This window comes from Microcoleus sp. FACHB-1515 (genome assembly GCF_014696105.1).
Lineage (GTDB): Bacteria > Cyanobacteriota > Cyanobacteriia > Elainellales > Elainellaceae > JAAUTJ01.
Genome location: NZ_JACJPO010000031.1, coordinates 1 through 14999, shown reverse-complemented (window position 1 = coordinate 14999; position 14999 = coordinate 1). Strand labels below are relative to the sequence as shown.

26 protein-coding genes are annotated in these 14999 nt (G+C 52.9%); 6 read left to right on the top strand and 20 right to left on the bottom strand.

Annotated features, from left to right (window positions below):
- Positions 1 to 94 precede the first annotated feature (94 nt).
- The 6 genes from H6F67_RS11030 (at position 95) to H6F67_RS27350 (ending at position 2999) form a co-directional block, all read left to right on the top strand.
- On the top strand, positions 95 to 493 hold the full coding sequence (locus H6F67_RS11030) for a peptidoglycan DD-metalloendopeptidase family protein (protein WP_190766281.1): 399 nt from the start codon (positions 95 to 97) through the stop codon (positions 491 to 493).
- Positions 494 to 496: 3 nt separating this feature from the next.
- The gene (locus H6F67_RS11025) at positions 497 to 1039 is read left to right on the top strand and encodes a hypothetical protein (protein ID WP_190766275.1); all 543 of its coding nucleotides are present in this window, start codon (positions 497 to 499) and stop codon (positions 1037 to 1039) included.
- Positions 1040 to 1065: 26 nt separating this feature from the next.
- Positions 1066 to 1713: a hypothetical protein gene (locus H6F67_RS11020; protein ID WP_190766273.1), complete on the top strand. Its 648-nt coding sequence runs from the start codon at positions 1066 to 1068 to the stop codon at positions 1711 to 1713.
- 122 nt (positions 1714 to 1835) lie between these two features.
- Positions 1836 to 2390, top strand: a complete 555-nt coding sequence (locus tag H6F67_RS11015; protein ID WP_199304358.1) for a hypothetical protein — start codon at positions 1836 to 1838, stop codon at positions 2388 to 2390.
- Entirely contained in the window at positions 2387 to 2593 is a 207-nt protein-coding gene (locus H6F67_RS11010) for a hypothetical protein (protein WP_190766271.1), read from the top strand. Before H6F67_RS11015 ends, H6F67_RS11010 begins: the two co-directional genes overlap by 4 nt.
- Entirely contained in the window at positions 2556 to 2999 is a 444-nt protein-coding gene (locus tag H6F67_RS27350; protein WP_199304357.1) for a hypothetical protein, read from the top strand. Before H6F67_RS11010 ends, H6F67_RS27350 begins: the two co-directional genes overlap by 38 nt.
- Positions 3000 to 3035: 36 nt before the next feature.
- Here H6F67_RS27350 and H6F67_RS27345 read toward each other — a convergent pair whose 3' ends face one another.
- The 20 genes from H6F67_RS27345 to H6F67_RS10910 form a co-directional block, all read right to left on the bottom strand.
- A complete protein-coding gene (locus H6F67_RS27345) occupies positions 3036 to 3335 on the bottom strand; it encodes a hypothetical protein (protein WP_199304356.1) in 300 nt (99 codons plus the stop codon).
- Positions 3336 to 3345: 10 nt separating this feature from the next.
- Complete coding sequence (locus H6F67_RS11000; protein ID WP_396797855.1) at positions 3346 to 4278, bottom strand: Arm DNA-binding domain-containing protein; 933 nt, start codon at positions 4276 to 4278, stop codon at positions 3346 to 3348.
- A gap of 233 nt (positions 4279 to 4511) precedes the next feature.
- Positions 4512 to 4745, bottom strand: coding sequence for a hypothetical protein (locus tag H6F67_RS10995; RefSeq protein WP_190766270.1), 234 nt, complete (start codon positions 4743 to 4745; stop codon positions 4512 to 4514).
- A 15-nt stretch (positions 4746 to 4760) separates the two neighbouring features.
- Complete coding sequence (locus tag H6F67_RS10990; protein WP_190766268.1) at positions 4761 to 4937, bottom strand: hypothetical protein; 177 nt, start codon at positions 4935 to 4937, stop codon at positions 4761 to 4763.
- A 10-nt stretch (positions 4938 to 4947) separates the two neighbouring features.
- Entirely contained in the window at positions 4948 to 5319 is a 372-nt protein-coding gene (locus H6F67_RS10985; protein WP_190766266.1) for a hypothetical protein, read from the bottom strand.
- Positions 5316 to 5822: a hypothetical protein gene (locus H6F67_RS10980; protein ID WP_190766264.1), complete on the bottom strand. Its 507-nt coding sequence runs from the start codon at positions 5820 to 5822 to the stop codon at positions 5316 to 5318. Before H6F67_RS10980 ends, H6F67_RS10985 begins: the two co-directional genes overlap by 4 nt.
- Positions 5823 to 5824: 2 nt before the next feature.
- On the bottom strand, positions 5825 to 6109 hold the full coding sequence (locus H6F67_RS10975) for a hypothetical protein (RefSeq protein ID WP_190766262.1): 285 nt from the start codon (positions 6107 to 6109) through the stop codon (positions 5825 to 5827).
- Entirely contained in the window at positions 6106 to 6678 is a 573-nt protein-coding gene (locus H6F67_RS10970; RefSeq protein WP_190766260.1) for a hypothetical protein, read from the bottom strand. The genes H6F67_RS10975 and H6F67_RS10970 overlap by 4 nt, the downstream gene beginning before the upstream one ends.
- Entirely contained in the window at positions 6656 to 6886 is a 231-nt protein-coding gene (locus tag H6F67_RS10965) for a hypothetical protein (protein ID WP_190766258.1), read from the bottom strand. Before H6F67_RS10965 ends, H6F67_RS10970 begins: the two co-directional genes overlap by 23 nt.
- Entirely contained in the window at positions 6886 to 7467 is a 582-nt protein-coding gene (locus H6F67_RS10960) for a hypothetical protein (protein WP_190766256.1), read from the bottom strand. Before H6F67_RS10960 ends, H6F67_RS10965 begins: the two co-directional genes overlap by 1 nt.
- Before the next feature lie 181 nt (positions 7468 to 7648).
- Entirely contained in the window at positions 7649 to 7855 is a 207-nt protein-coding gene (locus H6F67_RS10955) for a hypothetical protein (protein WP_190766254.1), read from the bottom strand.
- The gene (locus H6F67_RS10950; protein WP_190766252.1) at positions 7852 to 9321 is read right to left on the bottom strand and encodes a hypothetical protein; all 1470 of its coding nucleotides are present in this window, start codon (positions 9319 to 9321) and stop codon (positions 7852 to 7854) included. Before H6F67_RS10950 ends, H6F67_RS10955 begins: the two co-directional genes overlap by 4 nt.
- 24 nt (positions 9322 to 9345) lie before the next feature.
- Positions 9346 to 11622: a hypothetical protein gene (locus H6F67_RS10945; protein WP_190766250.1), complete on the bottom strand. Its 2277-nt coding sequence runs from the start codon at positions 11620 to 11622 to the stop codon at positions 9346 to 9348.
- A complete protein-coding gene (locus H6F67_RS10940) occupies positions 11615 to 11797 on the bottom strand; it encodes a hypothetical protein (RefSeq protein WP_190766248.1) in 183 nt (60 codons plus the stop codon). The genes H6F67_RS10945 and H6F67_RS10940 overlap by 8 nt, the downstream gene beginning before the upstream one ends.
- Entirely contained in the window at positions 11797 to 12396 is a 600-nt protein-coding gene (locus H6F67_RS10935; protein WP_190766246.1) for a hypothetical protein, read from the bottom strand. Before H6F67_RS10935 ends, H6F67_RS10940 begins: the two co-directional genes overlap by 1 nt.
- 10 nt (positions 12397 to 12406) lie before the next feature.
- Positions 12407 to 13003: a hypothetical protein gene (locus tag H6F67_RS10930; protein ID WP_190766244.1), complete on the bottom strand. Its 597-nt coding sequence runs from the start codon at positions 13001 to 13003 to the stop codon at positions 12407 to 12409.
- A complete protein-coding gene (locus tag H6F67_RS10925) occupies positions 12996 to 13643 on the bottom strand; it encodes a hypothetical protein (protein WP_190766242.1) in 648 nt (215 codons plus the stop codon). Before H6F67_RS10925 ends, H6F67_RS10930 begins: the two co-directional genes overlap by 8 nt.
- 54 nt (positions 13644 to 13697) lie before the next feature.
- Entirely contained in the window at positions 13698 to 14189 is a 492-nt protein-coding gene (locus H6F67_RS10920) for a hypothetical protein (RefSeq protein ID WP_190766241.1), read from the bottom strand.
- Positions 14190 to 14352: 163 nt separating this feature from the next.
- Positions 14353 to 14613: a type II toxin-antitoxin system RelE/ParE family toxin gene (locus H6F67_RS10915; RefSeq protein ID WP_190766239.1), complete on the bottom strand. Its 261-nt coding sequence runs from the start codon at positions 14611 to 14613 to the stop codon at positions 14353 to 14355.
- A 3-nt stretch (positions 14614 to 14616) separates the two neighbouring features.
- Positions 14617 to 14838: a hypothetical protein gene (locus tag H6F67_RS10910; protein WP_190766236.1), complete on the bottom strand. Its 222-nt coding sequence runs from the start codon at positions 14836 to 14838 to the stop codon at positions 14617 to 14619.
- Between the last annotated feature and the right edge of the window lie 161 nt (positions 14839 to 14999).

Below are 14999 nucleotides of genomic sequence, written 5' to 3'. Positions count from 1 at the left end.
TGTTGAGTCATGAGCAGACGGCTAAAGGTGGAGTCAAGGCCAAGCGCAAGAAGGCTGGCTGGAACAATGATTACTTAGCGAAGGTTCTAGCTCAATAAGATGCGTTTGCCCTACTCACTATCACCAGGGACTTGACTTTCCCGCTCCGGCTGGAACGCGGATCGTCGCTGCCGATGGCGGTCGCGTCATCCAAGCCTCAATGCAGGTGGGTGGTGGCTGGGGCAGCATCATCGTGATCGACAACGGCAATGGCGTTCACACCATCTACGGACACCCCAACCGCATCAATGTCCACGTTGGCGATTTGGTTTCGCAGGGTCAAACGATCGGTGGCGTGGGAGCAGAAGGCGACTCAACAGGATATCACCTGCACTTCCAGGTGAATGTTGGCGCAACCGATAACTCGATTAATTCCGGTCATCCAGTTGATCCCCGCCCCTACCTCACAGGCAGCCAACACTATGCAACTCACCAATTCTCACCAGGAGGATAAACAATGAAACGCCGCACTCAGATTCTGAAAACACTAGTAGCAAGCTGGGCAGCTTGGCAACTGGTTGGGCTACCTGCCGCTTTTGCTCAAGCCGCTTCACACCCACCTATTCCAGCGGCGATCGCGCCCTGTCTGCCTGCGATCGAATCACCGATCAGGCTGCAAGCCAGCACGAGCTTTCAGGGCGTGAATTACTACGACTATTACGTGGGTGATGCCGACAGCGACGATGGCTACGACATTCTCATCCGGCAAGATCGATCGAGCTGTCGGCGGCTGATGGGAGCCGAAACTCGCAACCTGACCTACCCCTTTAGCCACTACATTCCCAGCCAAGCCGCCTACCAGATCTGGCTCGACATTTATCGCCAGCGGATTGCTGCGGCAGGCGGTGTTGCTCAATATCAGCAGCAGATGGAAGCGGAAGATGCGGCTACCTGTCCCTGCTTTGTCACGAGCGAAGAGGCGAGGGCAATGCGCGATTTGGGGCTGCGAGTGTCGCCGGACTACCAACCTTATCCAGTGAACGGATTGCCACCCCAGTAGTTTCATTCACCTCAAAGCAAGTCGTTATGTCACGCTCTCCTGTTCACCCCCACCCTTGGCTGAAGCTTGTGTGCGCCTTCCTGGGTGGCCTGCTCCTCGTCACGCTGCCGCTAATCGGGCAGGGACACAGTTTTGGGAAATCCGATTTGCTTGCTCCTGTGATCCGCCCTCCAGCAGCGGATTTACAGCTTCCGACTCCCCTTCCCCGTGTTTCGGTTCCGGCTGAAGTGGCGATCTGCTTGGAGCCAGGGGGACTGTACTATGACCTGTTCGCCACTGTCGAGGCGCAAGGCAAGCACTTCTACCTGCTGGGCATCTACGACGATGAACGGAATACTAACCCGCCCAATCCCTTGAATACGCACAGCGAGCTGATCGAAACTAATTCTGAAACTGGCTGCCGACGGCTGGTTGGCTCACAGTCTACGCCTCGTCAGCTCAGCGTTTATCTGCCTACGGCGGCAGCTCAAGCCCTAGAGTTGCAGCGCTATGAGCACTACATCAGCGTCATGGGCAGCAGTCAGCTTCAACGCCGCTTGAGCCGAGCAATTCAGGATGCGATCGCCGCTGGCGATCGATATTTGCTCTCCCAAGAAGCCATTCAAGCCCTGCACCAGCTTCATATCCAGCTTCCGGCTGGCTACGACATTTTTCGCGCTAGTCCCTTTCCTTGATTGCAGCCATGTCATTCCCAATTCGCACGATCGCCCTGCTCGCCTGTGTGCTGCTGATTGGCTGTACCCGTGTCACTGCCTAGGAGACCCACCTCATTCCTGGAGCGCAGCAGGTTCTACCTGTGTTTGAGCCAATCCTTGAGTCGCTTCAGCACCAAACTCAAATTCCGATCGTCTTGCCGACCGAAATTCCAACCGATGCGATCGTTCCCTTCCCAGCCGAGCAAGGCGGAGCACAACCCTACATCAATGTTCCCATCACCCAAGGTGGACATTTTCAGCACATTTCTGCCTCCATTGTTGATGTTGACCCAGCATTTTACAGCGTTTCTCTAGATGCTGCTCCCAACTGTCAAGGTGCGGATGCCTGCTCGTTTGGAGAACTGACTGGAGAGCAGGTTTATCAGGATACACCTTCGATTCAAGCAGAATATTTTGAGCAGAATTCTTTTGATTATCAACCTGTGGGTCGATCGCCAGAATCGCCAGGGAAAGTAACACTCAATCGTGGCATTGAGGGCTATTTTGTGCAGTTTGTGTGTGGAGCAAACTGCAATTTCTCGAAACTCATTTGGCAGCAAAATAGCTACCGCTACATGGCTGGCATCCGCATGGCATCGCAGGCCACCGTCGTCAATTTTGCAAATTCCATCATTGAAAACGAGATAAAACCATGAGTACACCTATGTCCGAGTCTGTGCAATCTAGTGGTCAACAAACCCAAGCCATTCTAGAGCTAACCAAAGCCTTAGAAGCAGTCATTGAGCAACTTGCGATCGCGCCACCCAGCGAAATTTCCATCTTCTTTGCAGGCACAGAAGTCTATCGTTATCGATCGACCGATGGCAGCACGATCTGGTGGGATGAATCCCAAAACTGATTGCAGCACAAAGCTTGTCACAGCAATTTCGCAAGATTTGCATGGTGCAGTCAGACGAACGCTCTACAGTTTCAGCACGATCGGCAAACTAATTTACTTCGCCGAAATGCTTCGGGTCTTCGCATCACAAGAGTTTGGAAACATGGTGCTATTTGTCAGTAAAAAGAAGGCCACAGAAGCGCTCGACTTGAGTGGCGAAACGCTGAAGCGATATCGGCTTCAGGGCGAATGGATTGAGGGAATTCATTGGGTGAGAATTAATAGCCGTTGTGTCCGGTATAATCTTGATCTTATTCAAGATTGGTTTCACAATCGCCATGATCCGGCTGCTCACTTGCGGGCGATCGAGACCTACCAAGCAGCCCTTTTAAGCAATCAGAAAAAATCTAGCAAACGAAGTTTTTAATGCAATTGTGAGCGCAGGGAAAGTAGTTGTCCGCTCCTAAAATTCAGGCACAAACAGCTCTCTCGTTTGCCCCGCATAATGCTCGTAGATCATCTTCGGGCTAGTCCCCACCAACTTCGCGACATCTTTCGCGTCCAGCATTTTTGTCTTGCCATCGGGCGTAGTCACTGCGGTTTCTAAGGCTGCGGTGATGAAGGTGTGTCGCGTTTGGTAGAGCTTGCGGTACTCGATGCCATCGAGTTTGGCAAGAATCGATCGCCACGCTCGATTGGTCAGATTATGGACATCGATCCAGCTGCCCTCCGGGGACGGAAAGAGTTTGGTTTCGCCCTGCACCTCATCCGGCTTAATAGACTTGAGCAGTGCTGCCAGTCGAGCATTTGCTGGAAAGGTACGCTTCTTCTGGGTCTTGAGTCCTTTTTTGCACACCAAGCCATTCTCGAAGATCACACGGCCTGCTCGAAGCGGATAGAGCGGCAATTGGCAGAAATGTACTGCCATTGCAGGGCGCACCTTTGGTCTGCGAAGCAACCGCTTCTGAGGGTCTACAGCCCGTGAGGAACAAAAACTCGATCAAGGGAGCGTAGAACTTGTAGTAGCGGTCTTGCTGAAAAGCGGCGATGATGCGTGCAGCAAAGCTGATCCGTTCCGGATCGCGCTCCTCTAAGCTAAATGGATTGATGTCGGCTTCTTCCGACTCCCCTTTGGGAACGTGGATATCGGCGGCCATGCCGTCGAAGGGGTTGTCAGAGATGAGCTGCGATTTCATCGCCCAGTCGCAGCAGGCAGAGAATTGGGTCAACACTCGCTTGGCGGCATTAGGCGTTTTGTTGGCAACTAGCCAGTCTCGGATAGCAACTGCATCACAGAGCGCTTGGGTCGGCAGGTGAGCGCTGATGCAGCGAGCGATTTTTACATAGTCCTTCGCCAATGTGCTGGGAGACAAGCTAGGGCGCTTGAATTCAGTGTATTTCTCCCAAAGCTCGGCCAACGAGGGCTGAGGCGGAGCAATTGGTGTAACTGGTGTAACGGTACTGAGCGCAGCCTGCGGCCTGTATTTATCTAGATTGCTCGGATCAAACCGCTCATAGAGAATGTCCTTTTCAATCTCTTTGGCCTTGATTTCAGCGAGTTTGCGGTGCTGAGGCGTGTCAGGATAGCCTGTTGACAGGTAATGGCGCTTGCCGCCGTAGTTGAAGCGAAGCTGCAATCGCCCATTTGAGCAAAGGATTGCGACCGAACCTTTGGAAGCTCGGCCTGTAGAGTGTTTGGAGTACACGGGGCTGAACCAATGAGTATTTTTGTACTCTACACCATTTACACCAGTTTTACACCAATTCGAGCGCTAAACTGACCCGAAAATGCCTAAAAAATCAAATGCCTCTACGACTCTCGCCATCAGTAAAAAGCCCCGAACCGTTGAGATTCAAGGCTTTTTGGTTGATTTACTGGAATGCCAGGAACCAGACTTGAACTGGTGACACGAGGATTTTCAGTCCTTCAATCGCGTTGCTAGATTGCTTGCTGTGTCTGCACTTCATGAGTTGACTCGATCGACGTGCCTAAATTGTGACCTAAAACAGGCGATCGATCCCCGCGATCGCCGCAGCTTTTTTCTGCTTCCTGTCGATCGATCATCTGAACCGTTTCAAGCAAGTAGCGCTTGAGTTCAGACGGATGCATTCCGTAGCAGTCAATCGGCAGGAAGCGTAGACGGGCGAGAACTTCTGGAGACAGAAAGCACATACGATCGCGGCAGGGCTAGCTAATGGGATTTTTAGCAGCTTCATCTACAGCTTTACTAACTTTGGTGCGGTTGTCTTTTGCGGCGCGAACCAGTTCCAGCAATCGCAACAAAACAATTTCAATTTGCTCTAGCGACAGGCGGTTATTGTGTCGATAAACCAAACCTATTAATTCGGCTTGAAAACTATTCATTAGGATAACGCTAATCGCGTTGCGGTTGGCGCGGCCATCCGCCTGTACTGGCATCAATTTTGGCGGCGATCGCATTCGTTTGGTGATAAAGCGCTTTCACCATTGTCTCCAGTTCCACGAGCGATCGATTTTGATGTTCCCTGTCGTCTTGCAGCAATTTAATCGATTCTTTGATTTGCTCTTGGTTGCGCTGCAAGTGTTCAAAATCTCGTTGCGCTGCGTATTCTTTCACCTTGGCTTGTGACTGGCGATTAATTTCCATCTCCCACTTTTCGCGCCAATCTTTATTGATTTGCCGAACGTGATTTCGCACCGTCAAGAGCGTTCCGATCGATCCGAATAACAATCCGGCAAAAGTTGCTGTTAGTTCAATGGTCATCATGGCCTCACGAACTGATATCTCACGCTTGCTGCTCCTCTTAAAATTCCAGGGTTAGAAGTGCCAACAAAGTTGGCAGATAGTTCCAAAACTGGCTGTGTCGTCAAAGAAGCGAGTGACACAATTTCTGAAACAAATTGATTTGGCGCGTTGCCAATTGCATCTACCTCACAAAGGAGGCTTCTCGTTTGTTGTGCAGTCGTCTCCCAAAAGCGGAAAAACCAATAATTTGCACTGGTTTGAGTCGCAGTTGTATAGGCGTTGGTGCGAAAGTCTAAAAGCAAAAGCCTCAGATTACTCGCGTCAAAAGAATGAACGGTGAGGGCGGCGATGTCGCTAAAGGACACGCGCCACCATTGCTCTGGACTGATCCATCTTGACCCGCTCCAAACCCAATCCCAACCGTAAAGAACCGCTCCCGTTACGCTGATTTCCAGCCAGCGATCGCCCGTTCGCGGGTTTGCGGGTGCAACCGACCCAATGGTGTAGCCTTGCAACTGTTTCATCCTCATGTGGCAGGTTCGCTGGTGACATATTCGGCAGTGACGCGATCGCTGCTGTCGAGCGAGAAGCCTGCATTCGCGGCTGACCAGGTGAGTGTCTTGGCATTCAGCGTTAGAACGACGGGCGATCGGATGGCATCGTACTGAACGCCGTTGACGAACAGCTTGACGCTGGCGGCGTTCACGGGTGTAAGGGCGAGGGCGGGAATGGTGTTGGTAGTGGCGATCGTCAGTGACTCGCGGGCAATTCTGGGCAGATTGGCAATCTGCTTGGCAGGAATGGTACTCATAGCAAATCTAGAATTTCGATTTCGTCAGTGGAGTCGAGCGGCATTTCATCGAGCCACAGCAGGCGATCGCCTTCGATCAGGTACTCGCTGCCATACGTGGCCTTGATGCCGTTGATGAAAAGTTCAGTCGCTTCTGGCTGAGTTGGAGCAAAGTTCAGCGCGAATTCGTTTTGTCCGGCGGCGCTGGCTGTGAGCAGTTGGCGATCGCCTGAAATCGTTGGACGCTCCCAAATCTGCACATTGAGCGATCGATGCCAGTGGGGAACATCCAGCCGAATTTTGTACGGAAAGTTGATGCCTGATGGAATGTCAATCTGTTTGTATTTCCCTAGCCCAATTCGCTGCCTCAGCACGTCAGAGGGTGAGGAATTGGCGATCGCTGGGTCGATGTAGGATGCGACGATCGCCACCGTGCAAGCAAGAAACCAAGTCGATCGAGCGTTGGGATTGGAAGCGACGATCGCCAACTGTACGCCGTTGGCAGAACCAATTTCGACAGGAATGAAGCGGCGATCGTCTGTGGCATGAATGAGTGTGAGAGATTCGTTAAAAATCGAATTCCAACTCATCTTCTTCTCCGATTTCCTCTAAGCGTTCTTCGTATTCACCGCCTTCTAAATAGTTGTCGAGGTCAACCATTGACACGGGTTCTAGAAGCCCGCTGCCAGAACGGGCGACAAAGGCAAAATCGGGGGTTGATTGTGCGAATTGTCGCCAGTTCGGAGGCGGCGTTGCCAAAACGCGATTAAATTCAGGATTGCCTGGAAGTAATAGCATTAGGTTTCTTCTGGTAGGACTCCAAACGGATCAGAGATTGACCAGCCAGCATTTTCCGCCGCAGTGACGACAGTTCGATCGGGTCGGATAAAGGTAGAAACCACGCGCCCGTTAATTTTGCGAGTGGCACGAGGCGGTTTTGGTGTTGATCCCCAAACCAAAGCGGGAGTTGAACCGGATGCGAACTCAATTCCCAGAATCTGCATGTGTTGCTGTTCGTCAGCGGTCAAGTTCCAAGCGTAGTTGTAGGTTCCCATGTCCACGAAGACCGATCGACTGCGCGGCGTTCGAGCAATCCCGCGACGCCGACCCCCACCATTGATCACCCAGTCATCCGCCTTGAGTGCCGCCTCTCGACCCGGATCGCAAAACGAAGAAACAATGTTCGTAGCCGTGATTTCTTTGGTGGCGCGATTGGGCTTCGGACTGTTTGCCCCAAACACCACGCCAGCTTGGTTGGTGAATGCAACATGGCCTAATGCGGCTCGGTGCGGACGGGAATTGCTGCTAGCAAGAAAGCCATATTGCAGGGTTCCAAGTGTGACGAAAACGCGATCGCGTTCGCCTCGTGCGCGTGCCATAAATTCTGTTCCTCTGTGTTGAGAATCGGTTGTTTTCGAGCGATTTCTAATCGAAAACTAACAACCTGCTTAATCGCTTGTCATCTTGTGGAAAACACGCAACATTTTCATACCGAACCCTAGGGGTTTCGATTAAATACAGGAAGCGACAGCGCGAAAAAACTTTATTGAAAAATTGCATTTAATCGCGATCGCGTAGCAACTCTTCTCGTTCTCTGAGCAACTGAGAAAACACCTCTGCGTAAGTTAAACCTGTCTGTCGCGACAATCTGATGATCAAATCGCCGCGTGGTTTGTAGGTGTAGGGATGTCCAAATTTTTTGGTTCTGCGGAGGATGGCACGACGGGAACAAGTGCCCAGCAGCGGCCACAGTCTTAGCTCGGTCATTGCAGCGCTGGGGTGTTGGGTGGTTCTTGGTCAGGCCATAGCTCGATCCGCCGCAGTTCCTCGGCGTAGTTATTGCCGGATAGGTCATTCGTGCCAGTGATTTCGGCAGTCGATCGCCTAATCAGCAGCGTGGCGTAGGCCGGATACATTTCTCTGGCTTCTTTTCTCAGGTTGGGGTGTCTGTCCTTTTCTTCGCTCACTGAAAGCGTCAGCAGTTCACCCTGACTGAGTTCCAGCAACTCTCTGAGCTTGCGCTCGGCTTCAGCTTCAGTCGCGCCATACACGGCCATCTGGCGACCGTTGTTGAGGTTGGCAGTGGCGCGGAACTTGCCCCAGGTGTAATGCTTGGCGGCGGTTTTGATTTTCTGCCACGTCAGCCCTAACTCCGGTTCGGGAATGGTGTAGGTGACTTCTTTCACGCGCGGCTGGCCGGGAGCTGCAATCCAGGGCGGTGCTTCTTTCGACTTGAAGACGATCGTGAGCTTCCGCCGCTGCATTCCCGCTTGAACCCAATCTTCTGCGGGCTGGCCGACAAGCTGGCCTAAGTCGCGATTGTGTACCCAGCGGTGAGCGGTGAGGGCGGTTTGAACGTTTTGCTTGAGAAGCTGCTGGGGGCCTCGGATGGTGATGAATTCCTCTTCGTTATTGCGATCGGGAATCACCTTGACCGTGCGATCCTCACCAAACATCGTTTCATTTGCCAGTCGCGATGTGGAGTAGAAATCATCGATCGCATAGCTGACGACGTAGCCAACCTCGATGATTGCGTCTACAGCTCCCTCAATAAAGTTCTCAGCAAACGCCCGTAGCGCTTCGTTGCCAATGCGTTCGATGCGTTCTTCGACCGCGCTGGCAATGCTCCAAGGCTCACGCTGCTCGGTGATTGGGGCAAGTCCAAACAGTCGCAGTCGCCTCAGCGTGAGCATCGTTCCTAAAACGGCGTTTCGCGCCAAGGCTCCGCGCGTAGTGTTGAGCAGGCTGACCACTTGGCCGCGAATTTCTTCCCCTCCTTCTTCTGCCAGTGCCAGCGCAACCTTGCCGCCCAGTACCGGAAATTTCAGCGTTGCCCCTGTCGCCAGTGCGATCGATACCAGCCAGACTGACCCAGTTCCTAATGCTTGACCTAATGCGCCCGCAATTTGAACGTTGTTCGCGGTGATAGCCGCTCGCAATGCCGTATCCGTCTGATTCCAATCGAAATTAACGATCGTAAATGCCGCCTCAACAATGACTGACCAAGCATTGCTGAGCAGCCAGCTTACTGCCCGCTCCACAATGTTGAGTAAAAAGCCTGGCAATCGTTTTGCTAATCCACCTAGCCAGCGGGTAATAGGGTTTTGATTTTCGTCTTGTTCCTCGGTTTCTGGAAGCGCGAGATCCGCCAAAATGTCGATTGCTCGCTCCCCAATTAGATTGCGAACGGTTTGACTTTGAAGTGCGTTGCGAGTAATTGAAATCAGCGACATGAGCGGCGTTGAATAGCCGCAACATCAATCGTCGCTGTTACTCCCTGAGGTTGCAGACCCACCACCAGCGGAGGGTGGAGCGGGGGGAGGCGTGATGATGTTGCGAAGGTCAGGACGTGGCGCGTTTGCAGGCGATTGACCTTCCGCAGGATTCTCAACCGCTGCAACGAACGCAGCCCAGTCTGAATCAGAGTTCCCGTCTCCCTCGCGTTCCTCACGAATACGATCGCCTGGAAGCGGTTCGCCCATTCCCCAATTTTTGTAGAAAACCGCTTTAATAATTTCGCAAGCAACCAAAATTCGATCGAATAGCTCTTGCTGATCCGTTTTGCCGTCAAATTTAACCCTCGGAACATTCCGTGTCGCTTCCTCTAGTGCTTCCTTGATATTTGTGGTTCCCGTGTTAATTGAAACCTTCATTTCGCGGCGTTCTTGTTTCATTCGATAGCCTAAGTATTCAGCATTTGCTGCTGCATAATCGGTTGCTGTTGTAGCAGCGGTTCTCGCGCCGATCGCCTCAATAACTGCCTTGAATGCCAACGTAATCAGCACGTCTGTATCTGCGTCAAGCGATAGCAATATTCCGACTAATTCAGCAAGTGTTTCAGAGATATTATGCAGTTTGATATCTTTAGTTTCTCCCTCTGCATTCTTGTATTTGATAATCAGTGGGAACGCGCCAACCAAGCCGTCAAGCTGCTTAATTTCCCATTCATTCCAACCCATTGCATCGTGAATTTTGGTGTTCCGCAGTAGGTCGGAGATCAAATTATCTTCCTGTGCCAAATTGGTCGGAACCGTAGCCGGGAATCGGTGATAGCCGCCCCGGTAGAAATTTGTCGCCAGAATTGCGGCGATCAACTGCGGAACCGTACCAACGTTTACATCCTTAGGATCGTTGAAGTTGGCGTAAGCGGTGTTTCCCAGCGCTTTCACCAAAACTTCTGGGTTGAACGTCATGCGGCGGCGTTCGTTGAAGCCCAATAAGGCAAGTAGTTTGCGATCGATCATCGCTTCGATATCTCGACAAGAGCAGCCCATATCATCGCCTCCTGGATTGGGTGGGGTTGGGGGTGGAACGGGTGGAGCAGCGCAGGCAGTTCCCCAAGGAACAGAGTTTGCCCAAAGTGGGATTTGATGAGCAGGAACAACCTTAATCGACATTGGCGGCAGTTCACCACGCTGTCGCTCGATTTCAAACGAAAGAATCTGGCCGGGTAGCGCAAGAATTTGATTGGTGAACGTATCTCGGCCATCTCCACTGGCGTTGGGATTTGGCACGGCGATCGGGTATTGGCCGTAGAGTCGATGCCACACGCCTAATGGTGGGGTGCGGCGTGGCTGTAGTGTCGTGGGGCGATGCCCGCGATACGACGGCTCCAGACGGGTAACACCATTGACCCAATTTCTTGAACTGAGCCATTCACCTGCTACCACGTATTGCAGCAGATTGGGCACGTTGAAGGGGATCACGTAGTTTGTCCACACGCCCATGCCGCCACACAACACTTTCAAACTCCAGTTCTGACGCGGCGGCGATCCCGGTTCAGTCCAGGTCATCACCTCGATCCCGGTGACTGGGCCATAGCACGGCAGAATCCAGCCTCGAAAGCTGCTTCCGCCCACTGGCGCGAACCAATCGGCTTGGTCTTGAAGCTGCTCAGCGCGATTCCCGTAGTTCAACGTGCTGTTGTCTGCCGGGGAATCGGAGGGAATGCGAACGTACAGGAAGTAGCGACATCCAGGAATCCAGCCTTCTCTCGATCGATTGGGAATTTGAAACGGCACACCAGGGACGGGAACTGGGCGATCGTCGTCTTCCTCTTCTTCCGCTGGTGGATTTGGAACACAGTTGCCATCGCCCCAGCGGTACGCTACGCAGACGGGCGGTGTTTCCCAGTAGGCCAGCGTTCCCGTTGCACACACCCAAGCTTCACAGTTGTTCACTCCCCAATCGGCTAGCGGATTGATTCCGACAAAATCATTAATTGCCAGCGGTGTGAGGCGGTTGATTGGCGCTCGTAGCGGCTGTGGCAAAGGCGGCGTCAGTCCGGGGATTCCCGGTCCCACCAGCGGCGGATCGCCTTCACAGAATGGAGAATTAGGCCATCTGCGGCAGTCGGTTGGCGATACGGGTTCGTTTAGGGGAGTGAAGTTGACTCCCGGCTGCATGTTGGCGATCGGCGGCGTGTCGTCTCGATCAGGCAGGTTTTCCCAATGCCGATAATTTCGATCGAGGCGGCTGGGATTGAATCGATCGAGCGGATTGCTGCCTCTGCCTGTTCTGCCTGCTCTAACCATTGGTCAAAATCTCTTCGCGCGTTGGGCGGAAAATGCGGGAGTCATACAGCACTCCAGCCTCTCTCCGGCGCTGGGCAGTGCGATCGAGCAGGGCTTGCTGTTTTGGCTTGACCTGTCGTCCTCGGCGGCGATCGAGTCGCGGTTGAGCGGTTGTGAATCGGTCGATCGATCGCATCACGTCACCTGCAACACATCGCCTACGAACGCGCCCAAAACGCTGCGAACCTCGAAGGCTAAGGCATTGTCGTAAACCCGCGAAGTGTTGGGTTCCGCCCATCTGCCCACTGTGAACGGGAGGGCTAACCCCTCCGGCTGCTGCGATCGAACGCTGAGGCTGGTCGGCTGCGCGGTGTTGTCCGGTCGCACCAGCAGCGGCATGTAGAGGCCAAGTCCGCGCTGCTCAACCCAGCTATTGAGGTTAATCGCTCCAGTTCCGCCCGTTAGAACGGGCAAGGTCACTCCAGTCGTGTAGCGGTTCAGCAGCGTCCAGGTGCTATTGACGGGAACCGCGCGATAGTACAGTGAAATCTGCGTGCCTGATGGCAAAAACATATTGCCCAAATTCAAAGCCCAGCCGAATACCAGCGGCGGCGCGGGAATGGTGGGTGCAGGAATCGATCGCCGCCAGTCTGTCGCGGTTGTGCCGTTGGCGACCCACAGCACTGTGCCGTCGAAGACGGTTTCTCCGATGTAGGCAGGTGGCCGTGTGGGAGCTTCCAAGCTGATGCGGGCATTGTGAAGTTCAACGCCAATCAAGTCGCGGTGTCTGGGCATTTGGTCATCCTCATAGCGTTAAAAGGCTGCCAGCAAATCCGGCTTGGCATTTGCTGACTTCGATCGCCCGTGCATCGTTGTAAATCCGCGCTGTGCCGGGTTCAGTGACTCTGCCCACATTCACGATCGCGGCGGCGCTGGCCGGATTGATCGCCGCGATCGCTAAGGTGGCAGGTCGGGGAAGATTCGATCGCGACACCAGCGGCAGATATCGCCCTTTGCCGCGCTGCTCCACCCAGCCGTTCAGATTGATGCAGCCTTCAAAGGCAGGCAGGTTGGTTCCCAGCGTGTAGCGATTGAGCAGTGTCCAATCTGCCCAAGCGCGGATTTCGGCAGAGAAGGAACTGAAGTAGAGCGAAATGACGGTATCAAAGCCTGTCAGAATGCCCGACAGATCGAGCGACCAGGAGAAGAACGGCGGAATTTGCGGCGGCGCTGGATCGGAATGGGAAGCTGTCCAGCTCTCTGCGGTGTGGCCAGTTGCGATCCACAACACTGTGCCGTCGAAGACGGTTTCTCCGATGAAGGCGGGCGATCGCGTTGGGGGTTCGATCGAGATGCGAGCGTTATGAAGCTCGTCACCCAGCAGCTCGCGGTGTCTAAGCATTGACGATGATTTCTCCCTGCGCGTTTGTGATCGGGCTGCCGTCACCGTCGGTAATTGCCTGTCGGTAGTTCAAGATGTCGGCTTGATTGGCAAACACGTTCACATTCAGCGAGGGTGCGGTGTTTTCGCCTTCCTCGACGGCGGAACCGTGAATGACGATCGCGTCTTGCCCTTCTAGCACTCCGAACCCGATCGACTCGACTTGCAGCAGGATGGCCGTGTCCGACGCCACATCGAACGCAGCGGCATCCGTGAAGTAGAGCAGCAGATCGACGCTGTAGTAGGGACGGCGGTTGTAGAGCCACAGCGAGGCGACTTTCACGGCGTCGGCTCCGTCGCGGCGCATCAGCAAATTTAGCTGCTTCTTGGCGCTCGACGATTCGCTATCACGAACGGCGGCGGCGACTTCTCCCTCACTTTGGTCTTCACCAGGAACGGGGTAATCGAACTCGCTGATCGATCGAATATCGACATTGAGTCGCAAACTTGTGATGAAGCCGGAATAGCGAACGCCAGAGGCGATCGACTGGGGCGACAACGTACCGGGCTTGTAGACTTCGATCGGGTTGGTTCCCGTCGCTGCTGTGAGGCGATTGAGAATATTCGTATTGCGGAAAAATCCGCTGCTAGTCCATGACATGAAGTGAATTGCTGGAAGCTTTGATATTGTAATGCTTCCAGCGATCGCTAAAACTTATTTTTGCCTGGTTGAATATTCAAGGTGATAGAGATAGGCAGCAGTTGCAATCCAGGTCAGCTTAATTGCAATTGGCACTGAGGCATACATTGATAAATCATTTGCTGATGCACTCCACAATGCGATCATCACCAAAGTTGCAACGAAAAGAATTAGCCATGCGTAAACCCCTTCCCACAAACTCATTAAGACTGGCTGCTTCTGAACGCGATCGCATTGGAGTTGTGGAGAGAATGCACCTAACAGCAAGTGCATCAAATAGTGAAAAATTGCAACGATTGCGATCGGGGAAAGAATAATTAGAACAACAGCAAAGATAGCTGCTTCTGGATTGTCATTCGCCCAGTTGTTTACCCAACTTGCATCAAAATTGTTGTTTTGCGAATTGAAGTTGCTGGTTTCTGCTTCCTCGGCAGTGAAAACAAAAGCTGACAGAATGAACGCTTTCAACCATGCCGTAGGGACTGGAATCTGTCGAGGGTATTTCATTTGGGTATCCTGAGTTCTGTAGTTACGTTGCCTCCTGCGAGTGGAGGCTTTCCTCAGAGTTCCCAAGGTGAAAAATGAAAGCTCGATATCTTAAGCTGTTGGCGATCGCCCTGCTCACTGCCGCTCTCTGCCTGAATGCCTGGTATGGCTAATGAAACACCGTTCAATCCCGATAAATGTTGCGTCTGTGTCCGACTTTCACCACCAGCACGATTAGCGCTTTGTCTTGAAGCTCGTAGATGACGCGGTAGTCCCCAATGCGAATTCGGTAGAGGTTGAGACTGGCTTCGAGTTTGACCACGCCAGATGGCAAGGGTGTATCAGCGAGTGCGTCAATTTTGGGCTGAATGCGCTGCTGGATGTTGGCAGGAAGCGCTTTGAACTGTTTCGCTGCTTTGGTTGCAAACTGAATTTGATAGGGCATGGCTCACAGCCCAACCTCGGACTTAAGCGATTCCCAGGAGACGGTTCCCTCGGTTTTGACTTCCTCTAGGGCAATCAGCGCGTCTTCAAGATCTTCTTGATTTTCGATCGCCTCGATAGCTTCTGCTTCTTGCGTTTCCAAAAAGAGTAAATAGCTAAGAACCTTTTCCAGTCGCGACTCTGGCGCTTTTTCAATGGCTTTGATGAGTCGTTCTTTGGTGTTCATAAGATCGGTTGGTTGGAAGCTATTTTTAGCTTAGCGGGTAGGCAAGAAAAACCCGCGATCGAAGTTCGATCGCGGGTGTTGGGTGTTCAGGTGTGGACTGGCTACGAGTCCCGCTTGTACCGATTGTCGGAGTTTTTCTTGTCTTCAAAGGAGGTGATTCC

Bases quoted from the DNA above. Each gene is read 5' to 3' on its own strand.
- H6F67_RS10965 (WP_190766258.1), bottom strand. From the start codon at position 6,886: ATGCTATTACTTCCAGGCAATCCTGAATTTAATCGCGTTTTGGCAACG.
- H6F67_RS10935 (WP_190766246.1), bottom strand. From the start codon at position 12,396: ATGCCCAGACACCGCGACTTGATTGGCGTTGAACTTCACAATGCCCGC.
- H6F67_RS10930 (WP_190766244.1), bottom strand. From the start codon at position 13,003: ATGCTTAGACACCGCGAGCTGCTGGGTGACGAGCTTCATAACGCTCGC.
- H6F67_RS10940 (WP_190766248.1), bottom strand. From the start codon at position 11,797: ATGCGATCGATCGACCGATTCACAACCGCTCAACCGCGACTCGATCGC.
- H6F67_RS10990 (WP_190766268.1), bottom strand. From the start codon at position 4,937: ATGAATAGTTTTCAAGCCGAATTAATAGGTTTGGTTTATCGACACAAT.
- H6F67_RS10925 (WP_190766242.1), bottom strand. From the start codon at position 13,643: ATGTCATGGACTAGCAGCGGATTTTTCCGCAATACGAATATTCTCAAT.
- H6F67_RS11025 (WP_190766275.1), top strand. From the start codon at position 497: ATGAAACGCCGCACTCAGATTCTGAAAACACTAGTAGCAAGCTGGGCA.
- H6F67_RS27350 (WP_199304357.1), top strand. From the start codon at position 2,556: ATGGCAGCACGATCTGGTGGGATGAATCCCAAAACTGATTGCAGCACA.
- H6F67_RS10985 (WP_190766266.1), bottom strand. From the start codon at position 5,319: ATGATGACCATTGAACTAACAGCAACTTTTGCCGGATTGTTATTCGGA.
- H6F67_RS10910 (WP_190766236.1), bottom strand. From the start codon at position 14,838: ATGAACACCAAAGAACGACTCATCAAAGCCATTGAAAAAGCGCCAGAG.
- H6F67_RS10980 (WP_190766264.1), bottom strand. From the start codon at position 5,822: ATGAAACAGTTGCAAGGCTACACCATTGGGTCGGTTGCACCCGCAAAC.
- H6F67_RS10995 (WP_190766270.1), bottom strand. From the start codon at position 4,745: ATGTGCTTTCTGTCTCCAGAAGTTCTCGCCCGTCTACGCTTCCTGCCG.
- H6F67_RS11010 (WP_190766271.1), top strand. From the start codon at position 2,387: ATGAGTACACCTATGTCCGAGTCTGTGCAATCTAGTGGTCAACAAACC.
- H6F67_RS11020 (WP_190766273.1), top strand. From the start codon at position 1,066: ATGTCACGCTCTCCTGTTCACCCCCACCCTTGGCTGAAGCTTGTGTGC.
- H6F67_RS10975 (WP_190766262.1), bottom strand. From the start codon at position 6,109: ATGAGTACCATTCCTGCCAAGCAGATTGCCAATCTGCCCAGAATTGCC.
- H6F67_RS10915 (WP_190766239.1), bottom strand. From the start codon at position 14,613: ATGCCCTATCAAATTCAGTTTGCAACCAAAGCAGCGAAACAGTTCAAA.
- H6F67_RS10950 (WP_190766252.1), bottom strand. From the start codon at position 9,321: ATGTCGCTGATTTCAATTACTCGCAACGCACTTCAAAGTCAAACCGTT.
- H6F67_RS10970 (WP_190766260.1), bottom strand. From the start codon at position 6,678: ATGAGTTGGAATTCGATTTTTAACGAATCTCTCACACTCATTCATGCC.
- H6F67_RS10945 (WP_190766250.1), bottom strand. From the start codon at position 11,622: ATGGTTAGAGCAGGCAGAACAGGCAGAGGCAGCAATCCGCTCGATCGA.
- H6F67_RS10960 (WP_190766256.1), bottom strand. From the start codon at position 7,467: ATGGCACGCGCACGAGGCGAACGCGATCGCGTTTTCGTCACACTTGGA.
- H6F67_RS10955 (WP_190766254.1), bottom strand. From the start codon at position 7,855: ATGACCGAGCTAAGACTGTGGCCGCTGCTGGGCACTTGTTCCCGTCGT.
- H6F67_RS10920 (WP_190766241.1), bottom strand. From the start codon at position 14,189: ATGAAATACCCTCGACAGATTCCAGTCCCTACGGCATGGTTGAAAGCG.